21 protein-coding genes are annotated in these 20,966 nt (G+C 74.0%); 18 read left to right on the top strand and 3 right to left on the bottom strand.

Annotation, left to right across the window (positions count from 1 at the left end; genetic code table 11):
- The first annotated feature begins 17 nt into the window (after positions 1–17).
- Entirely contained in the window at positions 18–1,151 is a 1,134-nt protein-coding gene (locus J3P32_RS02365) for a D-alanine--D-alanine ligase family protein (protein ID WP_210438261.1), read from the top strand.
- A 57-nt stretch (positions 1,152–1,208) separates the two neighbouring features.
- Here J3P32_RS02365 and J3P32_RS02360 read toward each other — a convergent pair whose 3' ends face one another.
- Both J3P32_RS02360 and J3P32_RS02355 read right to left on the bottom strand, forming a co-directional pair.
- Positions 1,209–1,718, bottom strand: coding sequence for a DUF3515 domain-containing protein (locus J3P32_RS02360; protein WP_210438260.1), 510 nt, complete (start codon positions 1,716–1,718; stop codon positions 1,209–1,211).
- 14 nt (positions 1,719–1,732) lie between these two features.
- Positions 1,733–1,969 carry an Lrp/AsnC family transcriptional regulator gene (locus J3P32_RS02355; RefSeq protein ID WP_129454702.1) on the bottom strand — a complete coding sequence of 79 codons (237 nt, stop codon included), beginning with the start codon at positions 1,967–1,969 and terminating at the stop codon, positions 1,733–1,735.
- 117 nt (positions 1,970–2,086) lie between these two features.
- Here J3P32_RS02355 and J3P32_RS02350 point away from each other — a divergent pair, with 117 nt between their 5' ends.
- The gene (locus J3P32_RS02350; protein WP_210438259.1) at positions 2,087–3,037 is read left to right on the top strand and encodes a thiamine-phosphate kinase; all 951 of its coding nucleotides are present in this window, start codon (positions 2,087–2,089) and stop codon (positions 3,035–3,037) included.
- A 438-nt stretch (positions 3,038–3,475) separates the two neighbouring features.
- On the opposite strand, the gene rpmB is transcribed toward J3P32_RS02350, so the two are convergent.
- Complete coding sequence (rpmB, locus tag J3P32_RS02345; protein WP_056602600.1) at positions 3,476–3,661, bottom strand: 50S ribosomal protein L28; 186 nt, start codon at positions 3,659–3,661, stop codon at positions 3,476–3,478.
- A 300-nt stretch (positions 3,662–3,961) separates the two neighbouring features.
- Between rpmB and J3P32_RS02340 the strand changes: the two genes are divergently transcribed.
- From J3P32_RS02340 to J3P32_RS02265, 16 genes are all read left to right on the top strand, one after another.
- On the top strand, positions 3,962–5,611 hold the full coding sequence (locus J3P32_RS02340; RefSeq protein WP_210438258.1) for a DAK2 domain-containing protein: 1,650 nt from the start codon (positions 3,962–3,964) through the stop codon (positions 5,609–5,611).
- Positions 5,612–5,624: 13 nt separating this feature from the next.
- Positions 5,625–7,832 carry an ATP-dependent DNA helicase RecG gene (locus tag J3P32_RS02335; RefSeq protein ID WP_210438257.1) on the top strand — a complete coding sequence of 736 codons (2,208 nt, stop codon included), beginning with the start codon at positions 5,625–5,627 and terminating at the stop codon, positions 7,830–7,832.
- A gap of 39 nt (positions 7,833–7,871) precedes the next feature.
- Positions 7,872–8,453 carry a 16S rRNA (guanine(966)-N(2))-methyltransferase RsmD gene (gene rsmD, locus J3P32_RS02330; protein WP_210438256.1) on the top strand — a complete coding sequence of 194 codons (582 nt, stop codon included), beginning with the start codon at positions 7,872–7,874 and terminating at the stop codon, positions 8,451–8,453.
- 61 nt (positions 8,454–8,514) lie between these two features.
- On the top strand, positions 8,515–9,000 hold the full coding sequence (coaD, locus tag J3P32_RS02325; RefSeq protein ID WP_210438255.1) for a pantetheine-phosphate adenylyltransferase: 486 nt from the start codon (positions 8,515–8,517) through the stop codon (positions 8,998–9,000).
- A gap of 119 nt (positions 9,001–9,119) precedes the next feature.
- Positions 9,120–9,710, top strand: a complete 591-nt coding sequence (locus tag J3P32_RS02320) for a YceD family protein (protein ID WP_307861559.1) — start codon at positions 9,120–9,122, stop codon at positions 9,708–9,710.
- A 56-nt stretch (positions 9,711–9,766) separates the two neighbouring features.
- Positions 9,767–9,952: a 50S ribosomal protein L32 gene (rpmF, locus tag J3P32_RS02315; protein ID WP_056906555.1), complete on the top strand. Its 186-nt coding sequence runs from the start codon at positions 9,767–9,769 to the stop codon at positions 9,950–9,952.
- Positions 9,907–10,677, top strand: a complete 771-nt coding sequence (gene rnc / locus J3P32_RS02310) for a ribonuclease III (RefSeq protein WP_210438253.1) — start codon at positions 9,907–9,909, stop codon at positions 10,675–10,677. The genes rpmF and rnc overlap by 46 nt, the downstream gene beginning before the upstream one ends.
- A gap of 18 nt (positions 10,678–10,695) precedes the next feature.
- A complete protein-coding gene (gene mutM, locus J3P32_RS02305) occupies positions 10,696–11,571 on the top strand; it encodes a bifunctional DNA-formamidopyrimidine glycosylase/DNA-(apurinic or apyrimidinic site) lyase (protein ID WP_210438252.1) in 876 nt (291 codons plus the stop codon).
- Between the two features lie 84 nt (positions 11,572–11,655).
- A complete protein-coding gene (locus J3P32_RS02300; protein WP_210438251.1) occupies positions 11,656–11,847 on the top strand; it encodes a hypothetical protein in 192 nt (63 codons plus the stop codon).
- Between the two features lie 91 nt (positions 11,848–11,938).
- The gene (locus J3P32_RS02295) at positions 11,939–13,180 is read left to right on the top strand and encodes an MFS transporter (RefSeq protein WP_307861557.1); all 1,242 of its coding nucleotides are present in this window, start codon (positions 11,939–11,941) and stop codon (positions 13,178–13,180) included.
- A 36-nt stretch (positions 13,181–13,216) separates the two neighbouring features.
- Positions 13,217–14,578: an FAD-binding oxidoreductase gene (locus J3P32_RS02290; RefSeq protein ID WP_210438249.1), complete on the top strand. Its 1,362-nt coding sequence runs from the start codon at positions 13,217–13,219 to the stop codon at positions 14,576–14,578.
- A gap of 28 nt (positions 14,579–14,606) precedes the next feature.
- On the top strand, positions 14,607–15,707 hold the full coding sequence (locus J3P32_RS02285) for a pyridoxal-phosphate-dependent aminotransferase family protein (RefSeq protein ID WP_210438248.1): 1,101 nt from the start codon (positions 14,607–14,609) through the stop codon (positions 15,705–15,707).
- Positions 15,708–15,859: 152 nt separating this feature from the next.
- The gene (gene smc, locus J3P32_RS02280; protein WP_210438247.1) at positions 15,860–19,414 is read left to right on the top strand and encodes a chromosome segregation protein SMC; all 3,555 of its coding nucleotides are present in this window, start codon (positions 15,860–15,862) and stop codon (positions 19,412–19,414) included.
- A 44-nt stretch (positions 19,415–19,458) separates the two neighbouring features.
- Complete coding sequence (locus J3P32_RS02275) at positions 19,459–20,070, top strand: LysE family translocator (protein WP_210438246.1); 612 nt, start codon at positions 19,459–19,461, stop codon at positions 20,068–20,070.
- A 101-nt stretch (positions 20,071–20,171) separates the two neighbouring features.
- The gene (locus J3P32_RS02270) at positions 20,172–20,633 is read left to right on the top strand and encodes an acyl-CoA thioesterase (protein WP_210438245.1); all 462 of its coding nucleotides are present in this window, start codon (positions 20,172–20,174) and stop codon (positions 20,631–20,633) included.
- A gap of 103 nt (positions 20,634–20,736) precedes the next feature.
- Entirely contained in the window at positions 20,737–20,913 is a 177-nt protein-coding gene (locus tag J3P32_RS02265) for a hypothetical protein (protein WP_210438244.1), read from the top strand.
- Positions 20,914–20,966 lie beyond the last annotated feature (53 nt).

The raw sequence follows: 20,966 nt of genomic DNA, 5'->3' as shown, positions 1-20,966 counted from the left end.
TGGATAGGGTCGTCGCGATGAACGACACCTCGCCTGACAAGACCGCGCGGAAGCCGCGCGTCGCCGTGGTGTTCGGTGGACGCTCCTCCGAGCACGGCATCTCGTGCGTCACCGCGGGCAGCGTGCTGGCCGCGATCGACCGCGAGGCGTACGACGTGGTGCCGGTCGGCATCGCCACCGACGGGCGGTGGGTGCTCGAGGCCGACGAGCCGGCCCGCCTCGCGATCCGCGGCTCCGACCTCCCCGAGGTCGACGCCGACCGCTCGCCCGTCGCCCTGATGGGTGCCACCACCGGGACCGACCTCGTCGTCACCGAGCCGTCGAGCGTGCCGTCGGTGATCGGCGAGGTCGACGTGGTGTTCCCGCTGCTGCACGGGCCCTGGGGCGAGGACGGCACGCTGCAGGGGATGCTCGAGATGGCTGCCGTGCGCTACGTCGGCTCGGGCGTGCTCGCCTCGGCCGTCGGCATGGACAAGGCGTACATGAAGATCGTGCTGCAGGCGGCCGGGCTCCCGGTCACGCCGGGGGTCGTGGTGACCCGCTCGGAGTGGCAGCAGGACCCGGTCGGCTGTCGTGCCCGCGTCGAGCAGCAGGGCTTCCCGTCGTTCGCCAAGCCCGCGCGCGCCGGGTCGAGCATGGGCATCAGCAAGGTGCACGACGCCTCGGAGCTCGACGAGGCCCTCGAGGAGGCGTTCCGGCACGACCCCAAGGTGCTCGTCGAGCAGTCGATGGAGGGCGCCCGCGAGGTCGAGTGCGGCGTGCTCGGCACCTTCGAGGGGCCGCCGGAGACGTCGCGCCCCGGCGAGGTGCGCACCGGCGGCGACCACGAGTTCTACGACTTCGAGGCCAAGTACCTCGCCGACCAGCACACCGAGATCGACATCCCCGCCGACCTGCCCGCGGAGACCGAGCAGCATCTGCGCGCGATGGCCGTGCGTGCCTTCGAGGCGCTCTCGTGCGAGGGCCTGGCCCGGGTCGACTTCTTCGTGATGCCCGACGGGGCCCTGGTCATCAACGAGCTCAACACGATGCCGGGCTTCACCCCGACGTCGATGTACCCGCAGCTGTGGGCCGCCTCCGGGATGGCCTATCCCCAGCTGGTCGACCGGTTGCTGCAGCTCGCGCTGCGCCGCGACACCGGGCTGCGCTGAGCCGGCGCTGGGCCGGCGCTGAGCGGGCGCCGAGCTGGCGTCGAGCCGGCGGCGCCTTCAGAGGCAGGACAGGCCCTCGCCGAGGTGCCCCCTGAGCGCTGGCGCGAGGTCGGCGAGCGCCCGGTCGATGCCCTCGGTCCGGTAGTCGGCCGGCACCCGCACCTCGACGTACGGCCGCAGGCTGAGGGCGACCGGCGTCGCGTCCTCACCCGGGTCGCGCAGCTGCTCGTCGGTGACGTACCAGCCGACGCCCTTGATGACGCTGCACTCCGCGGTCGGCTCGTAGTCCGACGGCTCGGCGACACCGCAGGTCAGGACGTACGCCGGGTCGCCCCAGGCCGCGCCGAGGGCGTCGTCGGGCCGTACGTCGACCCGGTCCTGCCCGGCCAGCGTGTCCGGGAGGGCGGCGACGAGGGCCTCGCAGGCGGCGCGGTCGGAGGACGAGAGGTCGACGTCCTCGATCGTCGGCGTGCCGCTGCAGCCGCCGAGGGCCAGCGCGGCGAGGGCGGCCCCGGGCGCGGCGACGCCCCGGTGCCTCAGGCGGCCGGGGCGTCGACTCGGTGGCACGTGGGCCGGGTGCCTCAGATGTGGACGACGGGGCACGTGAGCGTGCGGGTGATGCCGTCGAGGTTCTGCACCTTGGAGACGACGAGCTTGCCCAGCTCGTCGACGTTCTTGGCCTCGGCGCGGACGATCACGTCGTAGGGACCGGTGACGTCCTCGGCGAGCGTGACGCCCTTGACCTGGGCGATCTCGCGGGCAACCTCGGCGGCCTTGCCGACGTCGGTCTGGATCAGGATGTAGGCCTGGACGACCATCGTGGACTCCTCGGTCTCGTTCAGCGGGTGTGACCGGCACAACCTACCGCGCCGCGCGGCGCACCCGACAGGGGCGGGGTGACGGTGGTCGGCGTCCCGGTCTGGTGGGATGGGCGCATGGCTCCGGACGCGACGACGACCCTCGGCGAGGCCGGCGAGTTCGGCCTGATCTCGCAGCTGGTGGACATCTTCGAGACCGACGAGCACGTGCTCGTCGGCCCCGGCGACGACGCGGCCGTCCTGCGGATCAGGCACGGCCACGTGGTGGTCTCCACCGACCTCATGGTCGAGGGACGGCACTTCCGCCGCGACTGGGCGAGCGCCGCCGACGTGGGTCACCGGGCCGCCGCGCAGAACCTCTCCGACATCAACGCCATGGGCGGGACGGCGCGCCACCTGACGATCGGCCTGGCCGCGCCCGCCGACCTTCCGGTGGAGTGGGCGCTCGACCTGGCCCGCGGCTTCGCGCAGGAGTGCGCGAGCATCGGCGCCACCGTCGTGGGCGGCGACCTCACCCGCGCCGACCAGGTGGTGGTCGCGGTCACGGTGCTGGGCCAGTGCACGCAGGCGCCGGTGCTGCGCTCGGGGGCGCAGCCCGGCGACGTGCTCGCCCTCACCGGCCGGCAGGGCTGGGCGGCCGGCGGCCTGGCGGTGCTCGGCCGCGGGTTCCGCTCGCCGCGCGCGCTGGTGGAGGCCTACCGCCGCCCCGAGCCGCCGTACGCCGCCGGCGCGGAGGCCGCCGAGGCCGGCGCCACCTCCCTCATCGACGTCTCCGACGGCCTCCTCGCCGAGGCGGGCCACATCGCCGCCGCGAGCCGGGTCGCGATCGACGTACGCCGCGACGCGTTCGAGGTGCCCGAGCCGCTGCACGCCGTGGGCGCCGCGCTCGGCGCCGACCCGATGCAGTTCATCCTCGGTGGCGGCGACGACCACTCCCTGCTCGCCACCTTCCCCGACGTGGCGTCGGTGCCCTCCGGCTGGCAGGTCATCGGCGAGGTGCGGGCGGGGGAGGGCGTCACCGTGGACGGCGCCGAGTACGACGGCCCGACCGGCTGGACGCACTTCTGAGCGGTCCCGGGCTGCGTCATACGAACCCGCGCCTACAGGTACGCCTTCGCATGACGCCCTCCTCCGGTGTCCCGGCCTGCGTCATACGAACCCGCACCCATACGTACGCCTTTGCATGACGCCCTCCTGCGGTGTCCGGCCTGCGTCATACGAACCCGCACCTATACGTACGCCTTCGCATGACGCCCTCCTGCGGTGTCCGGCCTGCGTCATACGAACCCGCACCCATACGTACGCCTCCGCATGACGCTCCCCGCCGCCAGGCGGGGCCGCGGACTTCGTGAGCGTGTCGCGAACTTCCAGTGGCTTGCACACCACCGGAAGTTCGCAATCCCCCGCTTAAGCGGGGGATCCGCAGCACCCGCCAAGGACCCCCGGAAAATGGAACGAGACCCCCGCCGCAGCAGCGACGGGGGTCTCGTACCGAGTCTGGTCAGGTCAGCGGGAGACCTTGCCGGCCTTGAGGCAGCCGGTGCAGACGTTGAGGCGCTTGGGCGTGCCGTTGACGGTCGCCCGGACGCGCTGGATGTTGGGGTTGAAGCGACGCTTCGTGATCTTGCGCGACCAGGGACGGTTGTTTCCGAAGCCCGGCTTCTTGGCGCAGATGTCGCAGACGGCAGCCACCGTGCACTCCGATCCGTTCGAGGTTGACAGTTGTTCGTGAGCCCGGACGCCACAGGAGGTGGCAGCAGGCAACCGCGCAAGAGTAGCCGAGGACCGGCGGCGAGATGAAATCGCAGCGTCGTCGCCGCCGGGCACTACCCTGTGGCGCGCACCGCGACGTACGACGGACGCCGCGGCGCACCCGCCACCAGACCCCCAGGCACCGGCAGGCACCAGCACGACCCGGCAGGACCCGGCAGGACCTCCACCAGACCGCAGCAGCAGACATCGCAGCACAGACACCGGGAGCACACCGACTCGATGGAGCACGTCACCCACGGCATCACGCTGGACGGCGTCGCGCGGTTCGTCGACATCGCGACCGACGCGCTGTCCTCGGCCCGCGAGGAGATCGACGCGCTCAACGTCTACCCCGTGCCCGACGGCGACACCGGCACCAACATGTTCCTCACCGTCTCGGCCGCCCGTGACGCGCTCCGCGAGGCGCGGGCCGCCGACCCCGACCTGTCGCTGGGCGACGGGATGGCCGTGCTGGCCCGGGCGGCGCTCATGGGCGCGCGCGGCAACTCGGGCGTGATCCTCAGCCAGATGCTGCGCGCCTACGTACGCCACCTCGCGGGGGCCGAGGTCGCGGACCGCCCGGCGGAGACGATCGCCGCGGCGATGGCCGAGGCCACGGAGGCCAGCTACGCCGCTGTCGGCACGCCCGTCGAGGGCACGATCCTGAGCGTGTCGCGCGCCGCCTCCGACGCGGCGCTGGAGGCGGCCGGGCGAGGGGTCCGCACGCGAGAGGTGTTCACCGCGGCGGCCGCGGCCGCGCGTGCGGCGCTCGCGCGCACGCCCGAGCAGCTCGAGGTCCTGGCGCAGGCGGGGGTGGTCGACGCCGGCGGGCGCGGGCTGTGCGTCGTGCTGGACGCGGCGGAGACGACCGCGACCGGACGCCGTCCGTCGCCGTGGTCGGCCCCGATCGGCACCCACCAGATCCCGGTCGCCGCCACGGTTCTGGGGGAGGACCTCACCCCGGACGGGCCGGGCTACGAGGTGATGTACCTCCTCGACGTGGGTTCCGACGAGCAGGAGCGCATCGCCGAGCTCCGCACCCGCCTCGCCGCGCTCGGCGACAGCCTCGTCGTGGTGGGCGGCGAGGGCCTGTGGAACGTCCACGTGCACGTCGACGACGTCGGCGCGGCGATCGAGGCGGGCATCGCTGCCGGCCGTCCGCACCGGGTGCGGGTCACCCACTTCGCCGAGCAGGCCGCCGCCGGCCGGCTGCGGGCCTCCTCCCGCACCGGGCGCCAGGTCGTGGCGGTCGCCGCGGGCGCCGGGCTCGCGGAGCTGTTCACGTCCGCGGGCGCGCTGGTGGTGCCCGGCGGACCCGGCCAGCGACCGTCCACCGGCCAGCTGCTCGAGGCGATCACCGGGTGCGGCGCGGCCGAGGTCGTCGTCCTGCCCAACGACGGCGACACCGTCCGGGCCGCGGAGATCGCCGCCCGCACCGCGGAGGCCGAGCACGACGTCTCGGTGGAGGTCATCCCGACCCACGCGCAGGTCCAGGGGCTCGCGGCCATCTCGGTGCACGAGCCCGGCAGGAGCTTCGACGCCGACGTGCGCGAGATGACGGCGACGGCCCGCCACGTACGGCACGGCGCCGTCACCGTCGCCGCCCGCCGGGCCATCACGATGGCCGGCCCGTGCGAGGCCGGCGACGCGCTCGGGGTCGTCGCCGGCGACTTCGCCGTGGTCGGCTCGGACCTCGAGGAGGTGGCGGTGGAGGTGCTCGAGCGCCTGCTCGCCGGCGGCGGGGAGCTCGTGACGATCGTCTCGGGTGAGGACGGCGGCGCGCTCGCCGAGAAGGTCGCCGCCCGCGTCGAGGAGCACCACCCCCACGTCGACGTCGCCGTCCACGAGGGCGGCCAGTCGCGCTACCCGCTGCTGGTCAGCGTCGAGTGAGCGGTCGGCGTCGATGGTCGCGATCACGCCGGAGAGCCCCATCGGGGCGGTCTTCGGCAACCACCACAAGAAGCGCAAGCTCGCCGAGGAGGGCCTCGGCCTGAGGACCGTCGGCGACCTGCTGCGCCACTTCCCGCGGCGCTACGTCGCCGCGACCGAGCTGTCCGAGGTCGCCACCCCTGCCGTCGGCGAGCAGCTCACGATCGTCGGCGAGGTGCGCTCGTGCGACAGCGCCCCGTTCTCCAGCGGCAACCGGCGGCAGTTCCGCACGACGGTGCGGCTGCGCACCGACGGTCCCGACTTCTCGGTCACCCTGTTCAGCCCGTACGCCGCCATGGCGCAGCGCCACGAGACCGAGTTCCGCCCGGGCACCCGGGTCGTCTTCACCGGCAAGGCCAAGCAGTTCCGCGGCAGCTGGCAGCTCGAGCAGCCGCACGGGTTCGCCCTCGACGGCCCCGAGGCCCCCAGGCTGAGCAGGCTGATGCCGGTCTACCCGCTCACCGCCAAGCTCTACACCTGGGACATCCAGAAGGTGGTCGCCGCGGCGCTCGACCTGGTGGCCGGCGTCCCCGACGTGCTCACCCCCGAGCTCCGCGAGCGCTACGAGCTGCTGGACGTCATGCAGGCCCTCCGCTGGATCCACGCCCCCGACGAGTGGAGCCAGGTCGGTGCCGCGCAGAAGCGCTTCCGCTTCGAGGAGGCCCTCGTCCTCCAGCTGGTGCTCGCCCGGCGCCGCGCCGCGCACCGGGCGCAGGGAGCCCGGGCGCGCGTGCGCCGCGACGACGGGCTGCTCGCGGCCTTCGACGACCGGCTGCCCTTCGAGCTCACCGGCGGCCAGCGCGAGATCGGCGACCTGCTCGCCGCCGAGCTCGCCCGCGACCACCCGATGCACCGGCTGCTGCAGGGCGAGGTGGGATCGGGCAAGACCCTCGTCGCGCTCCGCGCCATGCTCCAGGTGGTCGACGCCGGGGGACAGGCGGCCCTGCTCGCGCCCACTGAGGTGCTCGCGCAGCAGCACCACCGGTCGATCTCGGCGATGCTCGGCGACCTCGCCCAGGGCGGCATGCTCGGCGGCGCCGCGCACGCGACCCAGGTCGTGCTGCTCACCGGCTCGATGGGCCGGGCGGCGCGGCAGGAGGCCATGCTGCGCCTGGTCACCGGGGAGGCCGGCATCGTCATCGGCACCCACGCCCTGCTCGAGGACCGGGTGGAGCTCTCCGACCTCGGCCTCGTGGTCGTGGACGAGCAGCACCGCTTCGGCGTGGAGCAGCGGGCGGCGCTGACCGACAAGGCCGGCGCCCCACCGCACGTGCTCGTCATGACCGCGACGCCCATCCCCCGCACGGTCGCCATGACGGTCTTCGGCGACCTGGAGACGTCCGTGCTCAGCGAGCTCCCCGCCGGGCGCGCGCCGATCCAGACGAACGTCGTCCCGCTCGCCGACCAGCCGGCGTGGATCGACCGGGTCTGGCAGCGGGTGCGCGAGGAGGTCGAGAAGGGCCACCAGGTCTACGTCGTGTGCCCGCGCATCTCCGCCGACGCCCGGGAGGAGGGGGAGGCCGAGCAGGTCGAGCTCGACGACGACGGCGCCGAGGTCGCGCCGAGGCGGGCGCTCGCGGCCGTCGAGGAGGTGCACGCCGAGCTCGCCGCCGGCCCCCTCGCCGGGCTGCGCACGGCCGTCCTGCACGGGAGGATGCCGCCCGACGGCAAGGACCGGACCATGCGCGCCTTCGCGGCGGGGGAGGTCGACGTGCTGGTCTCCACGACCGTCATCGAGGTCGGTGTCGACGTGCCGAACGCCACCGCGATGGTGCTGCTCGACGCCGACCGGTTCGGCGTCTCCCAGCTCCACCAGCTGCGCGGCCGCGTGGGCCGAGGCGGCCTGCCCGGGCTCTGCCTGCTGGTCAGCCACGCCGAGGCCGGCTCCGCCGCCCGCGACCGGCTCGACGCGGTCGCCGCGACGACCGACGGCTTCGAGCTGAGCCGCATCGACCTCGAGCAGCGGCGCGAGGGCGACGTGCTCGGCGCCAGCCAGTCGGGCTTCCGGTCGGGCCTTGCCACACTTCGGGTATTGCGCGACGAGAAGACCATCGTCCGTGCCCGCGAGGCGGCGGAGGCGCTACTCTCCGAGGACCCTGCGCTGGCGCAGGCGCCCGACCTGGCCCGTGCCGTCGCCGAGGTCGAGCGCTCCGCGGCGTCGGCCTACATGGACAAGGGCTGAACGACGAGGGCTGGACGGAGAAGGGCTGAACGCGACGACATGACTCGGATCATCGGGGGAACGGCGGGGGGTCGCCGTCTGGAGACGCCGCGCGGCCAAGCGACCCGCCCCACGAGCGACCGGGTGCGCGAGGCTCTCTTCTCCGCGGTGGAGTCACGGACGGGCTCGCTCGACGGGCTGCGCTTCCTCGACCTCTACGCCGGGTCGGGCGCCGTCGGCCTGGAGGCGTGGTCCCGGGGTGCCGGGGTGGTGACGATGGTCGAGCAGGACCGCCGTACCGCCGCCCTGATCACCCGCAACGCCGCAGCGCTCGGCTTCTCCCGGGTGCGCGTGGTCGCCGCGGCCGTGCGGACCGTGCTGCAGTCGCCCCCGGCCGCGCCCTACGACGTCGTCTTCTCCGACCCGCCCTATCCCATGCCCGACGCCGACGTCGCGGCCGACCTGGCGGCGCTGGTCGACCAGGGCTGGCTCGTGCCGGGCGCGCTGGTCGTCGTCGAGCGCGCCGCCAAGCGCAGCGAGGTCGTGTGGCCGGGCGGGATCGAGGCGGACCGCACGAAGCGCTACGGCGAGACCGCGCTTTGGTACGGTCACGCCACCCCCGTATCCCGACCCGCGTCCTGATCGACACCCCGGCCCGGACGGTCCGACGGACCGGACGGGGCCCCGAAGGAAGGCCACGCCCGTGCGTCGCGCTGTCTGCCCCGGGTCCTTCGACCCCGTGACCAACGGCCACCTCGACATCGTCCGGCGCGCCGCGAGGCTGTTCGACGAGGTCGTGGTCGCCGTCGGCGTGAACGCGTCCAAGAACCGGCTGTTCACCCCCGAGGAGCGCATCGCGATGCTCGAGGAGGCGACCGACGGCTTCCCCCACGTCCGCGTCGCGGGCTTCGAGGGCCTCGTCGTCGACTTCTGCCGCGACGTCGGCGCCGTGGCGATCGTCAAGGGGCTGCGCGGGTCCGGCGACTACGAGTACGAGCTGCCGATGGCCCAGATGAACGCCCACCTCACCGACGTGGACACCGTCTTCCTCCCCGGCGCCCCCGGCCACGGGTTCGTCTCCTCGAGCCTGGTCAAGGAGGTCGCGGCCCTCGGCGGCGACGTCCGGGGCCTGCTTCCCGACGCGGTCCGCGAGCGGCTCGTGGCGCGCCTCGCGGAGCGCACCGGCTGACGGGTCCCGGCGTGCGCCGCCCCGGGTGACGCGCCCCACTCGGCACTCGTTTTGGCCCTCCGGCGGGGCGACCGATACGATTCCGAGGTTGTGTTGGTGTCCAGATGTGGGAGTTCGACGTGAGCAGCCTGGACCCGAGGGCGCCGCTCGTGCTCGATACTCGCGAGCTCGGCCGCCGCCCGGGGTCCCAGCGTGAGCTCGAGCTCTCCGTTCCGGCACCGCCACAGCTCGGTATCGAAGTCCTCGCTGTCCCCGAAGGATCGCCGGTCGAGCTCGACCTGCGGCTGGAGGCGGTCATGGAGGGCGTGCTGCTCACGGGCACGGCCACGGCCAGGCTCGAGGGGGAGTGCGTACGGTGCCTGGAGCCGATCGAGGACGAGATCCACGCGACGCTGCAGGAGCTCTACGTCTACCCCGACCAGCACGACAGGGCCGCGGAGAACGACGACCGCGACCTCGACGACGAGACCAGCCGGCTCGAGGACGACCTGCTCGACCTCGAACCGCTGCTGCGGGACGCGGTGGTGCTCGCGCTACCGTTCCAGCCGCTGTGCATGGACGATTGCCCCGGGTTGTGCGCCGAGTGCGGTGCGCGGCTCGCGGACGACCCGGACCACGCGCACGACGCGCCGATCGACCCGCGCTGGGCCGGACTGCAGCAGCTGCAGCCGGAGCAGGGCCCCGAAGACCCGCAGCACCCCCAGGACTGACCACCCCGCCGGGAATCCCCGGCGGAGCAAGCACGCCAAGCTAGTAGGAGACCACCATGGCTGTTCCGAAGCGGAAGATGTCGCGCAGCAACACGCGTCACCGCCGTTCGCAGTGGAAGGCCGTCGCGCCGACCCTCGTGACGTGCGCCAACCCCGCCTGCGGCGCCAAGCACCTGCCGCACCGTGCGTGCGGCCAGTGCGGCCAGTACGGCGCCCGCGCCGACCGTCGCCAGGTCCTCTGAGCACCGACGAGCTCCGCGCAGCGCTCGGTGATCCGGTCCTGGATCCCGAGCTGCTGCAGCGTGCCCTGACGCACCGCTCGTTCGCCTACGAGAACGGGCAGATCCCGACCAACGAGCGCCTGGAGTTCCTCGGGGACTCCGTGCTCGGGGTCGTGGTGACCGAGACGCTCTACCGCGCCCACCCGGACTTCTCCGAGGGCCGGCTGGCCAAGCTGCGGGCCGCGGTCGTCAACGCGCGCGCGCTGGCCGACGTCGCCCGTCAAATCGGTCTCGGCCGGCACATCAGGCTGGGGCGCGGCGAGGAGACCACCGGCGGCCGCGACAAGGCGTCGATCCTCTCCGACACCGTCGAGGCCGTGATCGGGGCGATCCACCTCAGCGGCGGCATCGACGAGGCCGCGAAGGTGGTCCACCGCCTCTTCGACCCCGTGATGGAGGCGGCCGCCTCCATGGGCGCCGGCCTCGACTGGAAGACCTCCCTGCAGGAGCTCTCCGCCGACCTCGGTCTGGGCGTGCCCGAGTACCTCATCGAGGACGACGGCCCCGACCACATGAAGACCTTCGTCGCCCGGGTGCGCGTCGGTGAGCAGGTCCTCGGCAACGGCACCGGCCGCTCCAAGAAGGAGGCCGAGCAGGGCGCCGCCGAGACGGCCTACCGGGAGATCAAGGACGCCCAGGCTGCCCCGCGCGAGGTCGAGCCGGCCGCGTCCGGCGCCGACGCCTGACCTGCCGGGTCGTCAGCCGTGCCCGAGCTCCCCGAGGTCGAGGTCGTCCGCGCGGGCCTCGAGCGCCACGTCGTCGGCAGCAGCATCGAGGCCGTCGAGGTGCTGCACCCGCGTCCGGTGCGCCGCGACCACCGCGGCTCCACCGGCTTCGCCGCAGCACTGGCCGGGCAGCGGATCGACGCCGTCCGCCGCCGCGGCAAGTACTTCTGGCTGGCCCTCGCCCCCACGAGCGGGCAGGACCGTGGCGACGCCCTGCTCGGCCACCTCGGCATGAGCGGGCAGATGCTGCTCCACGAGCCCGGCGCGCTCGACGAGCGGCACCTCCGCGTGCGCTTCACGCTCCGCACCCCCGCGAGCCAGGCGCTCGAGATGCGCTTCGTCGACCAGCGCATGTTCGGCGGCCTCGTCGTCTCCGCTGGTGGCGCCGACCTCCCCGTCGAGATCGCGCACATCGCCCGCGACCCCGTCGACCCGCAGTTCGACGACGACGAGTTCGTGCGGCGGGCGCGTCGGCGTACCTCCGCGGTCAAGCGGCTGCTGCTCGACCAGGGCCTGGTCTCCGGCGTGGGCAACATCTACGCCGACGAGGCGCTCTGGCGGGCGCGGCTGCACGGCGAGCGGCCGGGCGACCGGCTGAGCGGACCCGTCCTCCGCGGCCTGCTCGGGCACGTGCGCGACGTGATGGGGGAGGCCCTCGCCCAGGGCGGCACCTCGTTCGACGCGCTCTACGTCAACGTCAACGGCGAGTCCGGCTACTTCGACCGGTCGCTCGACGCCTACGGGCAGGAGGGCCGGCCGTGCCGCCGGTGCGGCACCCCGATCCGCCGCGTCGCGTTCATGAACCGCTCGTCGTTCTTCTGCCCCAGCTGCCAGCGCCCGCCGCGCTCGCGCTGAGCCGCATTGACCGACCCGCCACCGCGGTGGGACTCTTGGAGACGGCCGGTCGACCGGCCCTCGAAATCTCGCGAAAGGCTCCCCATGGCCAAGGCGCTGTTGGGTCATGTGCACAGCGACGTGCGGACCTCGTCGGTCCTCGCCGTCGAGAACCGGCGGCTCCGCCGGCGCGTCGACGACCTCGAGGCGCTGGTCCTGCGGCTCCAGGCCGACAACGACCGCCTGCGCGCCGCGGCGCGGGCGGAGCGCGCCGTCGAGGACCTGCAGCCCGCCTGAACGTCCGTGACGCCGGCCCGACAGCCCCTGCCGGCCGGCTGATATCCGGGTGCGGTCGCCCTCCCCGCCCCCGTAGGCTCACCGGCTTGTGGTGAGACTGCTCGAGACCCTGCTGCCGGCGCGCCTCGGGCGGGGGTTCCGGTGGCTCGTCGCCTCGTCCTGGTCCACCAACGTCGGCGACGGGCTGCTGCTCGCCGCAGGACCGCTGCTCGTGGCCTCGCAGACCCGCAACCCGCTGCTCGTGGCGTCGGCCGCGGTCGCGCTGCAGCTGCCGTGGCTGGTGGTCGGGCTGTACGCCGGCGCGCTCGCCGACCGCCTCGACAGGCGCCGGGTCATCATGGTCGCCAACGGCGTGCGGGTCGTCGTGCTCGGGCTGCTCTGCACGGTCATCGTCAGCGGGCACGTCGACATCGCCATCGTCCTGCTGGCGCTCGTCGCGCTCGGCACCGCGGAGGTGTTCGCCGACGCGACCGGCGGCACCCTGGTCCCGATGCTGGTGGACAAGCGCGACCTCGGCATCGCCAACTCACGGATCATGGCCGGGGCGGTCACCGCCAACCAGCTCGTCGGCCCGGCGGTGGGAGCGCTGCTGTTCGTGACCGCGACGGCGCTGCCGTTCCTGGTCACCACGGTCTTCGTGGCGCTGGGCGTGGTGCTGATCTCGCGCATCGGCACGGCGCCGGGTGCGGTCCGCGGCGAGGTCGACACCCACGTCCGCCAGGACATCGCCGAAGGAGTGCGCTGGCTGCTGGGCAGCCCGGCGGTCCGGACGCTGGCGCTGACGATCGTCGTGTTCAACGTGACCTGGGCGGCGCCGTGGTCCGTGCTGGTGCTGTGGTCGCTGGAGCGGGTCGGCATCGACGAGGCCGGCTTCGGCCTGCTGACGACCGCCTCCGCGCTGGGCGGGCTGGTCGGCACCTTCTCCTACGGCTTCCTCGAGAAGCACGTGCGGCTGGCGACCCTCATGCGCACCTGCCTGCTCGCCGAGGTCGTCTTCCACCTGGCCATGGCGTTCACGACGTCCGCGTGGGCGGCGTACCCGCTGATGTTCTTCTTCGGCGCTTACGCCTTCGTCTGGGGGACGCTCTCCAACGCGGTCCGCCAGCGCGCCGTGCCCACGGAGTTCCAGGGGCGGGTGGGCTCGGTCTACATGATCTGCGTGATGGGCGGCATGCTGGTCGGCTCCCTGCTCGGCGGGCTGATCGCCGACCGGTGGGGGCTCACCGCGCCGTGGTGGTTCGCCTTCGGCGGTGCCGGCGTCACGCTTGCCCTGGTGTGGCGCCAGCTCGCTTACATCGCGCACGCGGACGAGGTCGTCACCGCTGCCGCGTGACCGGCGGCGGGGCCGCCCACGTGGTTCGATGGGCGGGTGGAAGCCCTCAGCGAGCTCGTGGACGCCCTGCCCCCGGGCGTCGTGGCCACCGACCCCGCGACCGTCGGCACCTACCGTCACGACTGGTCGCGCGAGACCGGTGCCGGCACGCCGCTCGCCGTCGTGCGCGCCGAGGACGCCGCGCAGGTGCAGGCGGCGGTGCGCTGGGCGGCCGGGCACGGGGTCCCGGTCGTGCCGCGCGGGGCGGGGACGGGCCTGTCCGGCGGCGCCAGCGCCGTCGACGGCGGGATCGTGCTGAGCCTCGAGCGGATGCGGGCGATCGAGGTCGACGCCGACTGCCAGGTCGCCGTCGTCGAGCCGGGCGCCTTCAACGCCGAGGTCAAGGCGGCCGCCCGCGAGCACGGGCTCTGGTACCCGCCGGACCCGTCGTCGTACGAGATCTGCTCGATCGGCGGCAACGTCGCCACCAACGCCGGTGGCCTGTGCTGCGTGAAGTACGGCGTGACCACCGACTACGTCCTCGGCCTCGACGTGGTGCTCGCCGACGGCACCCTCGTCACCCTCGGTGGCAAGCGCATCAAGGACGTCGCCGGGCTCTCCCTCCTCAAGCTCTTCGTCGGCTCGGAGGGGACGCTCGGCATCGTCACCCGCGCCGTGCTGCGGCTCGTCCCGCTGCCCCTGCCGCCCGCGACGCTGGTGGCGTCGTTCCCCACCGTCGTCGCGGCGGCGGAGGCGGTCGTGGCCGTGCGCCGCACGCTGCGGCCCTCCATGATGGAGCTGATGGACCAGGCCTCGATCAACGCGGTCGAGGACTTCTCGCCGCGCGGCCTGGACCGGACGGCCGGGGCGCTCCTGGTCGTGCAGTCCGACGCGCCCGGGGACGCCCGCGTGGCCGAGATCGCCGCCGTCGAGGCCGCGTGCACGGCAGCCGGGGCGAGCGAGGTCGTGCTCACCGACGATCCCGCCGAGGGGGAGATGTTCGTCGCCGCGCGACGGGCCGCGTTCCCGGCGGTGGAGGCCCGCGGCGCGCTGCTGCTGGAGGACGTCGGAGCGCCCGTGCCGCTGCTCCCGGACCTCCTTGCGGCGGTCACCGACATCGCTCGGCGGCACGACGTCGAGATCCCGACCGTCGCGCACGCCGGTGACGGCAACACCCACCCGATCATCGTCTACGACGCCGGGGACCCCGACTCCGAGCGCCGGGCGCGGGCGGCGTTCGACGACATCCTCCGGGCGGCGATCCGCCTCGGCGGCACCATCACCGGCGAGCACGGCGTGGGCCGCACCAAGAAGGCGGCGCTGCCCGACCAGCTCGGCGCGGACGTGATGGCGCTGACTCGGCGGGTCAAGGACGCGTTGGACCCGGCCGGCATCCTCAACCCGGGCGCGGTGCTGTGACACCCGCGGGTTGGCTACGGTCGGCTGCATGATCCGCGAGCGCCACCTCCTCGGTCCCGGCCCGTCGAACCCGTACCCCGAGGCGACGCGCGCACTGGCGCAGCCGCTGCTCGGACACCTCGACCCGGAGTTCCTGCGCATCATGGACGAGACGTGCGAGATGCTCCGCGCGGTCTGGGGCACGGAGAACGCGCGCACCCTCCCGCTCAGCGCCACCGGCTCGGCCGGCATGGAGGCGGCGTTCGTCAACACCGTGCACCCCGGCGACGTCGTGGTCGTCGCCGTCAACGGGCTCTTCGGCCAGCGGATGACCGACGTGGCCGCGCGCTGCGGCGCCGAGGTCGTCGCGGTCGAGCACGAGTGGGGCCAGCCCGTCGACGTGGACCGGGTCCTCTCGGCCCACCCCTCGCCGGCGGTGATCGCCGCGGTGCACGCCGAGACCTCGACCGGCGTGCGCTCCGACGTCGCCGCGCTGGGCGCCGGGAAGGGGGACGCCCTCCTGCTCACCGACGCCGTCACCTCGATCGGCGGCATCGAGCTGCGCGCCGACGACTGGGGCATCGACATCGGCTACGCCGGGACCCAGAAGTGCCTCGGCGTCGCCCCCGGGCTCGCGCCGTTCACCATCGGCGACCGGGCGTTCGAGCGCCGGGTGGAGAAGCCGCGCTCGTGGTACCTCGACCTCGGCATGCTGGGCGGGTACGTCGGCGAGGCCGGGGTGAAGGACGGCGGGAAGGCCCAGCGGACCTACCACCACACCGCCCCCACTGCGATGGTCGCCAGCCTGCACGCGGGCCTCACCAGGATCCTGGCCGAGGGCCTCGACGCCGTCTGGGCCCGCCACCAGACCGCCGGGGACGCCCTCCAGGCCGGCCTCCAGGACCTCGGCCTCGAGCTGTTCGCGGCGGAGGGCAGCCGCCTGCCCGAGCTGACGACCGTGAGGGTGCCCGAGGGCGTCGACTCCGCGGCGGTCCGCACGGCGCTGCTCGAGCGGCACGACATCGAGATCGGCGCCGGGGCGGGGCCGTACGCCTCGAGCGTGTGGCGCATCGGGCTGATGGGCCGCAACGCCCACCCCGACATGGTGCTCCTCGTGCTCGCCGCCCTCGAGGACGTCCTCGGGCGCTGAGCCCGGGCCGCCCTTGGCACGTCCCGGCACGCACGGCGTGCACCGGGCCGGCGGGAGGGCGCTGGTGTCGTAGGGTGAGCGGCGCTGAGCTTCCCCAGCCCTCAGTCTCCCTGCCGCCAAGAGAGTCGGCCTGATCCGGTGAGGAGCCCGCGGTGTACCTGAAGAGCCTGACCCTCAAGGGGTTCAAGTCCTTCGCCTCCTCGACGACCATGCAGCTCGAGCCCGGCATCACCTGCATCGTCGGTCCGAACGGCTCGGGGAAGTCCAACGTCGTCGACGCCCTCGCGTGGGTGATGGGCGAGCAGGGTGCCAAGAGCCTGCGCGGCGGCAAGATGGAGGACGTCATCTTCGCCGGCACGTCCGGACGCCCGCCCCTGGGTCGTGCGGAGGTGCAGCTCACGATCGACAACTCCGACGGTGCGCTGCCCATCGACTACGCCGAGGTCACGATCAGCCGCACGATGTTCCGCAACGGGGGCTCGGAGTACGCCATCAACGGCACCGGCTGCCGGCTGCTCGACGTGCAGGAGCTGCTGAGCGACTCCGGCATCGGGCGGGAGATGCACGTGATCGTCGGCCAGGGCCAGCTCGACTCGATCCTGCACGCGACCCCGGAGGACCGGCGCGGCTTCATCGAGGAGGCCGCGGGCGTGCTGAAGCACCGCAAGCGCAAGGAGAAGGCGCTCCGCAAGCTCGACGCCACGGACGGCAACCTGACCCGCCTCGCCGACCTGCTCTCCGAGATCCGGCGCCAGCTGAAGCCGCTGGGCCGCCAGGCCGAGGTCGCGCGCCAGGCACAGACCGTGCAGGCCGACGTGCGCGACGCCCGGTCCCGCCTGCTGGCCGACGACCTGGTGACGGCCCGCACCGCGCTCGACCAGGAGGTCGCCGACGAGACGCTGCTGGTGCAGCGGCGTGAGCAGGTCGAGGCCGAGATCGCCGCGGGTCGCGAGAAGGAGGCCCGGCTCGAGGCCGCCCTGCGCGACGACCTGCCGCGGCTGGCTGCGGCTCAGGAGACCTGGTTCGCGCTCTCCGGGCTGCGGGAGCGGCTGCGCGGCACCGCCTCGCTGGCCGAGGAGCGGATCCGCAACGCCGCCGGCGCCGCCGACGGCGACACCGTCGACTCCGGTCGCGACCCCGACGAGCTCGAGGCGCAGGCCGAGCGGGTGCGCCGGCAGGAGGCGGAGATCGCCGAGCAGGTCGAGGAGCAGCGCAGCGCCCTCGACGCCGCGGTCGTGGCCAGGCGCGCGGCCGAGGAGGCCGCCGCCGAGGAGGACAAGCGCATCGCCGCCCTCCAGCGCGCCGCCGCCGACCGACGCGAGGGGCTCGCCCGGCTCACCGGCCAGGTCAACGCGCTGACGTCGCGCGCCGAGGCCGCCGACGCCGAGATCCAGCGCCTGACCGACGCCCGCGAGGACGCCGTCGCCCGGGCCGAGCGGGCCCAGCGCGACTTCACCGCCCTCGAGACGAAGGTCGCCGGCCTCGACGCCGGCGAGGAGGGACTGGACTCCGAGCACGAGGAGGCGGTCGACGCCCTCGACGAGGTCGAGGAGCAGCTCGCCCGCGCCCGCGAGGACGCCCAGCAGGCGGAGCGCGACCGCGCCGGGCTCGTCGCCCGTCGCGACGCCCTCGAGATCGGGCTCAACCGCAAGGACGGCGCCGGGGCGCTGCTCGCCGCCACCGACACCGTCGACGGGCTCCTGGGCTCCGTGGCGGCGCTGCTCGACGTCGACCACGGCTACGAGACCGCCGTGGCCGCCGCGCTCGGCACCGCGGCCGACGCCGTGGTCGTCACCGACGCGGCCGCCGCGGTGGAGGCGATCGGCCACCTCAAGGCCGACGACCTCGGCCGCGCCGGGATGCTCCTGGGCGGCGCCCCGCTGGACCCGCGCGACTGGCCCGGCCTCCCCGACGGGGCGGTGTACGCCGTCGACGTGGTGTCCGCACCCGACGACGTACGCCCCGCGCTGGTGCGGCTGCTCGCGCGGGTCGCCGTCGTCGACGACCTGCCCGCCGCCCGGCGCCTCGTCGCCGACCTGCCCGACGTCGTCGCGGTGACGCGCGAGGGCGACCTGCTGGGCGCCCACTTCGCGGCCGGCGGCTCCACCAGCCAGCCCAGCCTGATCGAGGTCCAGGCCGCCGTCGACGAGGCGACGACGCGACTCGCCGAGGCGACGGCGACCACCGAGCGGCTCGGCTTCGAGATCTCGCGCCTCGAGGCCGCCCGCCACGACGCGCTGAAGCGTGTGGACGTCGCCCTGGCCAAGCTGCACGAGTCCGACGCGACGCTGGCCGCGGTGGCCGAGGAGCTGGGGCAGTACGGCTCCCAGGCCCGTGCCGCCAAGGGCGAGGCCGAGCGACTCGAGCGGGCGATCGCCGCCGCCCGGGAGGCCCGTGAGAAGGACCTCGCCGGCCTGGCCGAGCTCGAGGCGCGGCTCGCCGCGGCCGAGGACGTCACCGACGAGGAGCCCGACACCTCCGAGCGCCAGCGGCTCGCCGAGGCCGCCCGCGCGGCCCGCCAGGCCGAGATGGACGCCCGCCTCGGGCTCCGCACCGCCGAGGAGCGGGCCCGGGCGCTGCACGGCCGCGCCGACTCCCTGCTCCGCGCCGCGCAGGCCGAGCGCGAGTCCCGCGCCCGCGCCGCCGAGCGCCGCGAGCGGCTGCTGCGGGAGGGCCGAGCCGCCCGGGCCGTCGCCGCCGCGGTCCGCGTGGTCCTGCACCAGCTGGAGCGCTCGGTGATGCAGGCGGCCGACGAGCGTGCCGCGGTCGAGGAGTCCCGGCAGGGGAGCGAGCAGGAGCTCGTGTCCGCGCGGGCCCGGCTGCGCGACCTCGGACGCGAGCACGACGAGCTGGTCAGCTCGGTGCACCGCGACGAGATGGCCCGCACCCAGCAGCGGATGCGCATCGAGCAGCTGGAGGAGCGGGCGCTGGAGGAGCTCGGGCTCGACCCCGACGGACTGGTGGGCGACTACGGCCCGCAGGTGCCGGTTCCCTTCACCGGTGAGGTCCCCGACGGTGAGGAGCCGCCCGAACCGAGGCCCTACGTGCGCGAGGAGCAGGTGAAGCGCCTCCGCACGGCCGAGCGCGCCCTGTCGATGCTCGGGCGGGTCAACCCGCTCGCGCTGGAGGAGTTCTCCGCGATGGAGGAGCGCCACCGCTTCCTCACCGAGCAGCTCGAGGACCTCAAGCGCACGCGCAAGGACCTCCTCGACATCGTCCGGGAGGTCGACTCCCGCGTGGAGCAGGTCTTCACCGAGGCCTACGCCGACGTGGAGAAGGCCTTCGACCAGACCTTCGCCCGGCTCTTCCCGGGTGGTGAGGGCCGCCTCGTGCTGACCAACCCCTCCGACATGCTCACCACGGGCGTGGAGGTGGAGGCGCGGCCGCCCGGCAAGAAGGTCAAGCGGCTCTCGCTGCTCTCCGGCGGTGAGCGCTCGCTCGTGGCGGTGGCCTTCCTCGTCGCGCTCTTCAAGGCGCGGCCGTCGCCCTTCTACATCCTCGACGAGGTCGAGGCGGCGCTGGACGACACCAACCTCGGCCGCCTGCTGGAGATCTACGAGGAGCTGCGGGAGAACTCCCAGCTCCTCGTCATCACCCACCAGAAGCGGACGATGGAGGTCGGCGACGCGCTCTACGGCGTGACGATGCGCGGCGACGGGGTGTCCGCGGTGATCAGCCAGCGCCTCCGCGACGCCGAGTCGGCCTAGACCGGACCCTGTCGGGACCGCCCGCCGGCTGGCACGATGGGCCCATGACCTGGGCGTTCCTCCTGACCGCGCTGGTCATCGTGGCCACCCCCGGCACCGGGGCCGTCTTCACCATCGCCGCCGGCCTCGGTCGCGGTCCGCGCGCCGCCGTGGTGGCCGCGCTCGCCTGCACGGTCGGCACGGTCCCGCACCTGGTTGCGGCACTGACCGGCCTGGCCGCGCTCCTGCACGCCAGCGGCGTGGCGTTCGCCGTGCTCAAGTACCTCGGCGTCGCCTACCTGCTGTGGATGGCCTGGAGCACCTGGCGGCACCGCCGTGAGCCGATCGGCGGCGCCGACGAGCGGCCGGGCTCGACTTGGAGCGTCATGGCCTCGGGCGTCACCCTCAACCTGCTCAACCCGAAGCTCACGTTGTTCTTCTTCGCGTTCCTGCCCCAGTTCGTGCCGTCCTCGGCGCCGCACGCGACCTCGCGGATGCTGCTGCTGAGCGCGGTGTTCATGGCGCTGACGTTCCTGGTCTTCGCGGCGTACGGCGTGTGCGCGGGGCTGCTGCGCGAGCGCGTGCTCGCGCGTCCGCGGCTCGTCGAGCGCATCCAGGGCTTCTTCGCGGCCGCCTTCGCCGCGCTCGGGCTTCGCCTGGCGTTCGAGTCGCGCTGACCACCTGCTGCGACCCTGCTGCGACCCTGCCGCGCCCCGGCTGCGACCCAACGGTGACCCGGCCCCGCGGCTGCACGCACCCCCGGTGGGAGGATGCGCGCATGCCTCGAGACGTGCCGACCCGCGCCGACTACGTCGCCTGGCGCACCGCGACGACGCGGTGGCGTGACGACGACGCCTACGGGCACCTCAACAACGCGACCTACTACGAGCTCTTCGACACCGCGGTCAACGCCTACCTCTACGAGGCGACCGGCGTCGACGTGCGCGCGCTGCCGCAGATCGGCGTCGTTGCCGAGACCGGCTGCCGCTACTTCCGGGAGATCGGCTTCCCCGAGCCGATCGAGATGGGTCTGGTCGTCGACAAGGTCGGCACGAGCTCGGTCGTCTACCGGATCGGGCTGTTCCAGGGCCCCGCGGAGGGTGCCGCGGCCGAGGGCCGCTTCGTCCACGTGTACGTCGACAACTCCCGCGGCCCCGGCGACCGCCCGGTGACCCCGATCCCCGACGTCGTCCGCGCGGCCGTCGTCCCCCTGCTGCGTCCGGGGGCACAGTCCGGGTGACGCTCGCCACGGCGACGCGCCGCCGTCGGGTGGCGTCGCCGGAGCCGCGCCCGCGACGTGCCATGGTGGAGGCGACCTGCCCGGACCATCTCGGAGGAACCCCGTGCTCGTGATCATCTCGATGATGACCCTCGGCGTGCTCGTCGCGGCCGCGGTGGCGATCTACGTCGCCTACCCGCACCGCGGGGAGGACCTGCCCGTCGCGCCGCAGCTCGGCAACGCCATGCGCCGCGGGGTCGACGCGCTGCCGACGCTGGAGGACTCCGAGTCCCGCGTCTGATCCCGGCCCGCCCGGCCGCTGGACGGGTCGCCGGGTGATGGTTGGATTGCCCC

It is taken from the genome of Nocardioides xinjiangensis (genome assembly GCF_017916385.1).
Taxonomy (GTDB): domain Bacteria; phylum Actinomycetota; class Actinomycetes; order Propionibacteriales; family Nocardioidaceae; genus Nocardioides; species Nocardioides xinjiangensis.
The sequence above is the reverse complement of the archived record's forward strand: the minus strand, read 5'-3'. Positions and strand labels throughout refer to the sequence as shown.

What these genes read in the sequence shown, in the direction of transcription:
- J3P32_RS02365 (WP_210438261.1), top strand. Translation starts at nt 18, where the DNA reads ATGAACGACACCTCGCCTGACAAGACCGCGCGGAAGCCGCGCGTCGCC.
- J3P32_RS02355 (WP_129454702.1), bottom strand. Translation starts at nt 1,969, where the DNA reads ATGGTCGTCCAGGCCTACATCCTGATCCAGACCGACGTCGGCAAGGCC.
- J3P32_RS02350 (WP_210438259.1), top strand. Translation starts at nt 2,087, where the DNA reads ATGGCTCCGGACGCGACGACGACCCTCGGCGAGGCCGGCGAGTTCGGC.
- J3P32_RS02340 (WP_210438258.1), top strand. Translation starts at nt 3,962, where the DNA reads ATGGAGCACGTCACCCACGGCATCACGCTGGACGGCGTCGCGCGGTTC.
- J3P32_RS02335 (WP_210438257.1), top strand. Translation starts at nt 5,625, where the DNA reads ATGGTCGCGATCACGCCGGAGAGCCCCATCGGGGCGGTCTTCGGCAAC.
- rsmD (WP_210438256.1), top strand. Translation starts at nt 7,872, where the DNA reads ATGACTCGGATCATCGGGGGAACGGCGGGGGGTCGCCGTCTGGAGACG.
- rpmF (WP_056906555.1), top strand. Translation starts at nt 9,767, where the DNA reads ATGGCTGTTCCGAAGCGGAAGATGTCGCGCAGCAACACGCGTCACCGC.
- J3P32_RS02300 (WP_210438251.1), top strand. Translation starts at nt 11,656, where the DNA reads ATGGCCAAGGCGCTGTTGGGTCATGTGCACAGCGACGTGCGGACCTCG.
- J3P32_RS02285 (WP_210438248.1), top strand. Translation starts at nt 14,607, where the DNA reads ATGATCCGCGAGCGCCACCTCCTCGGTCCCGGCCCGTCGAACCCGTAC.
- J3P32_RS02275 (WP_210438246.1), top strand. Translation starts at nt 19,459, where the DNA reads ATGACCTGGGCGTTCCTCCTGACCGCGCTGGTCATCGTGGCCACCCCC.
- J3P32_RS02270 (WP_210438245.1), top strand. Translation starts at nt 20,172, where the DNA reads ATGCCTCGAGACGTGCCGACCCGCGCCGACTACGTCGCCTGGCGCACC.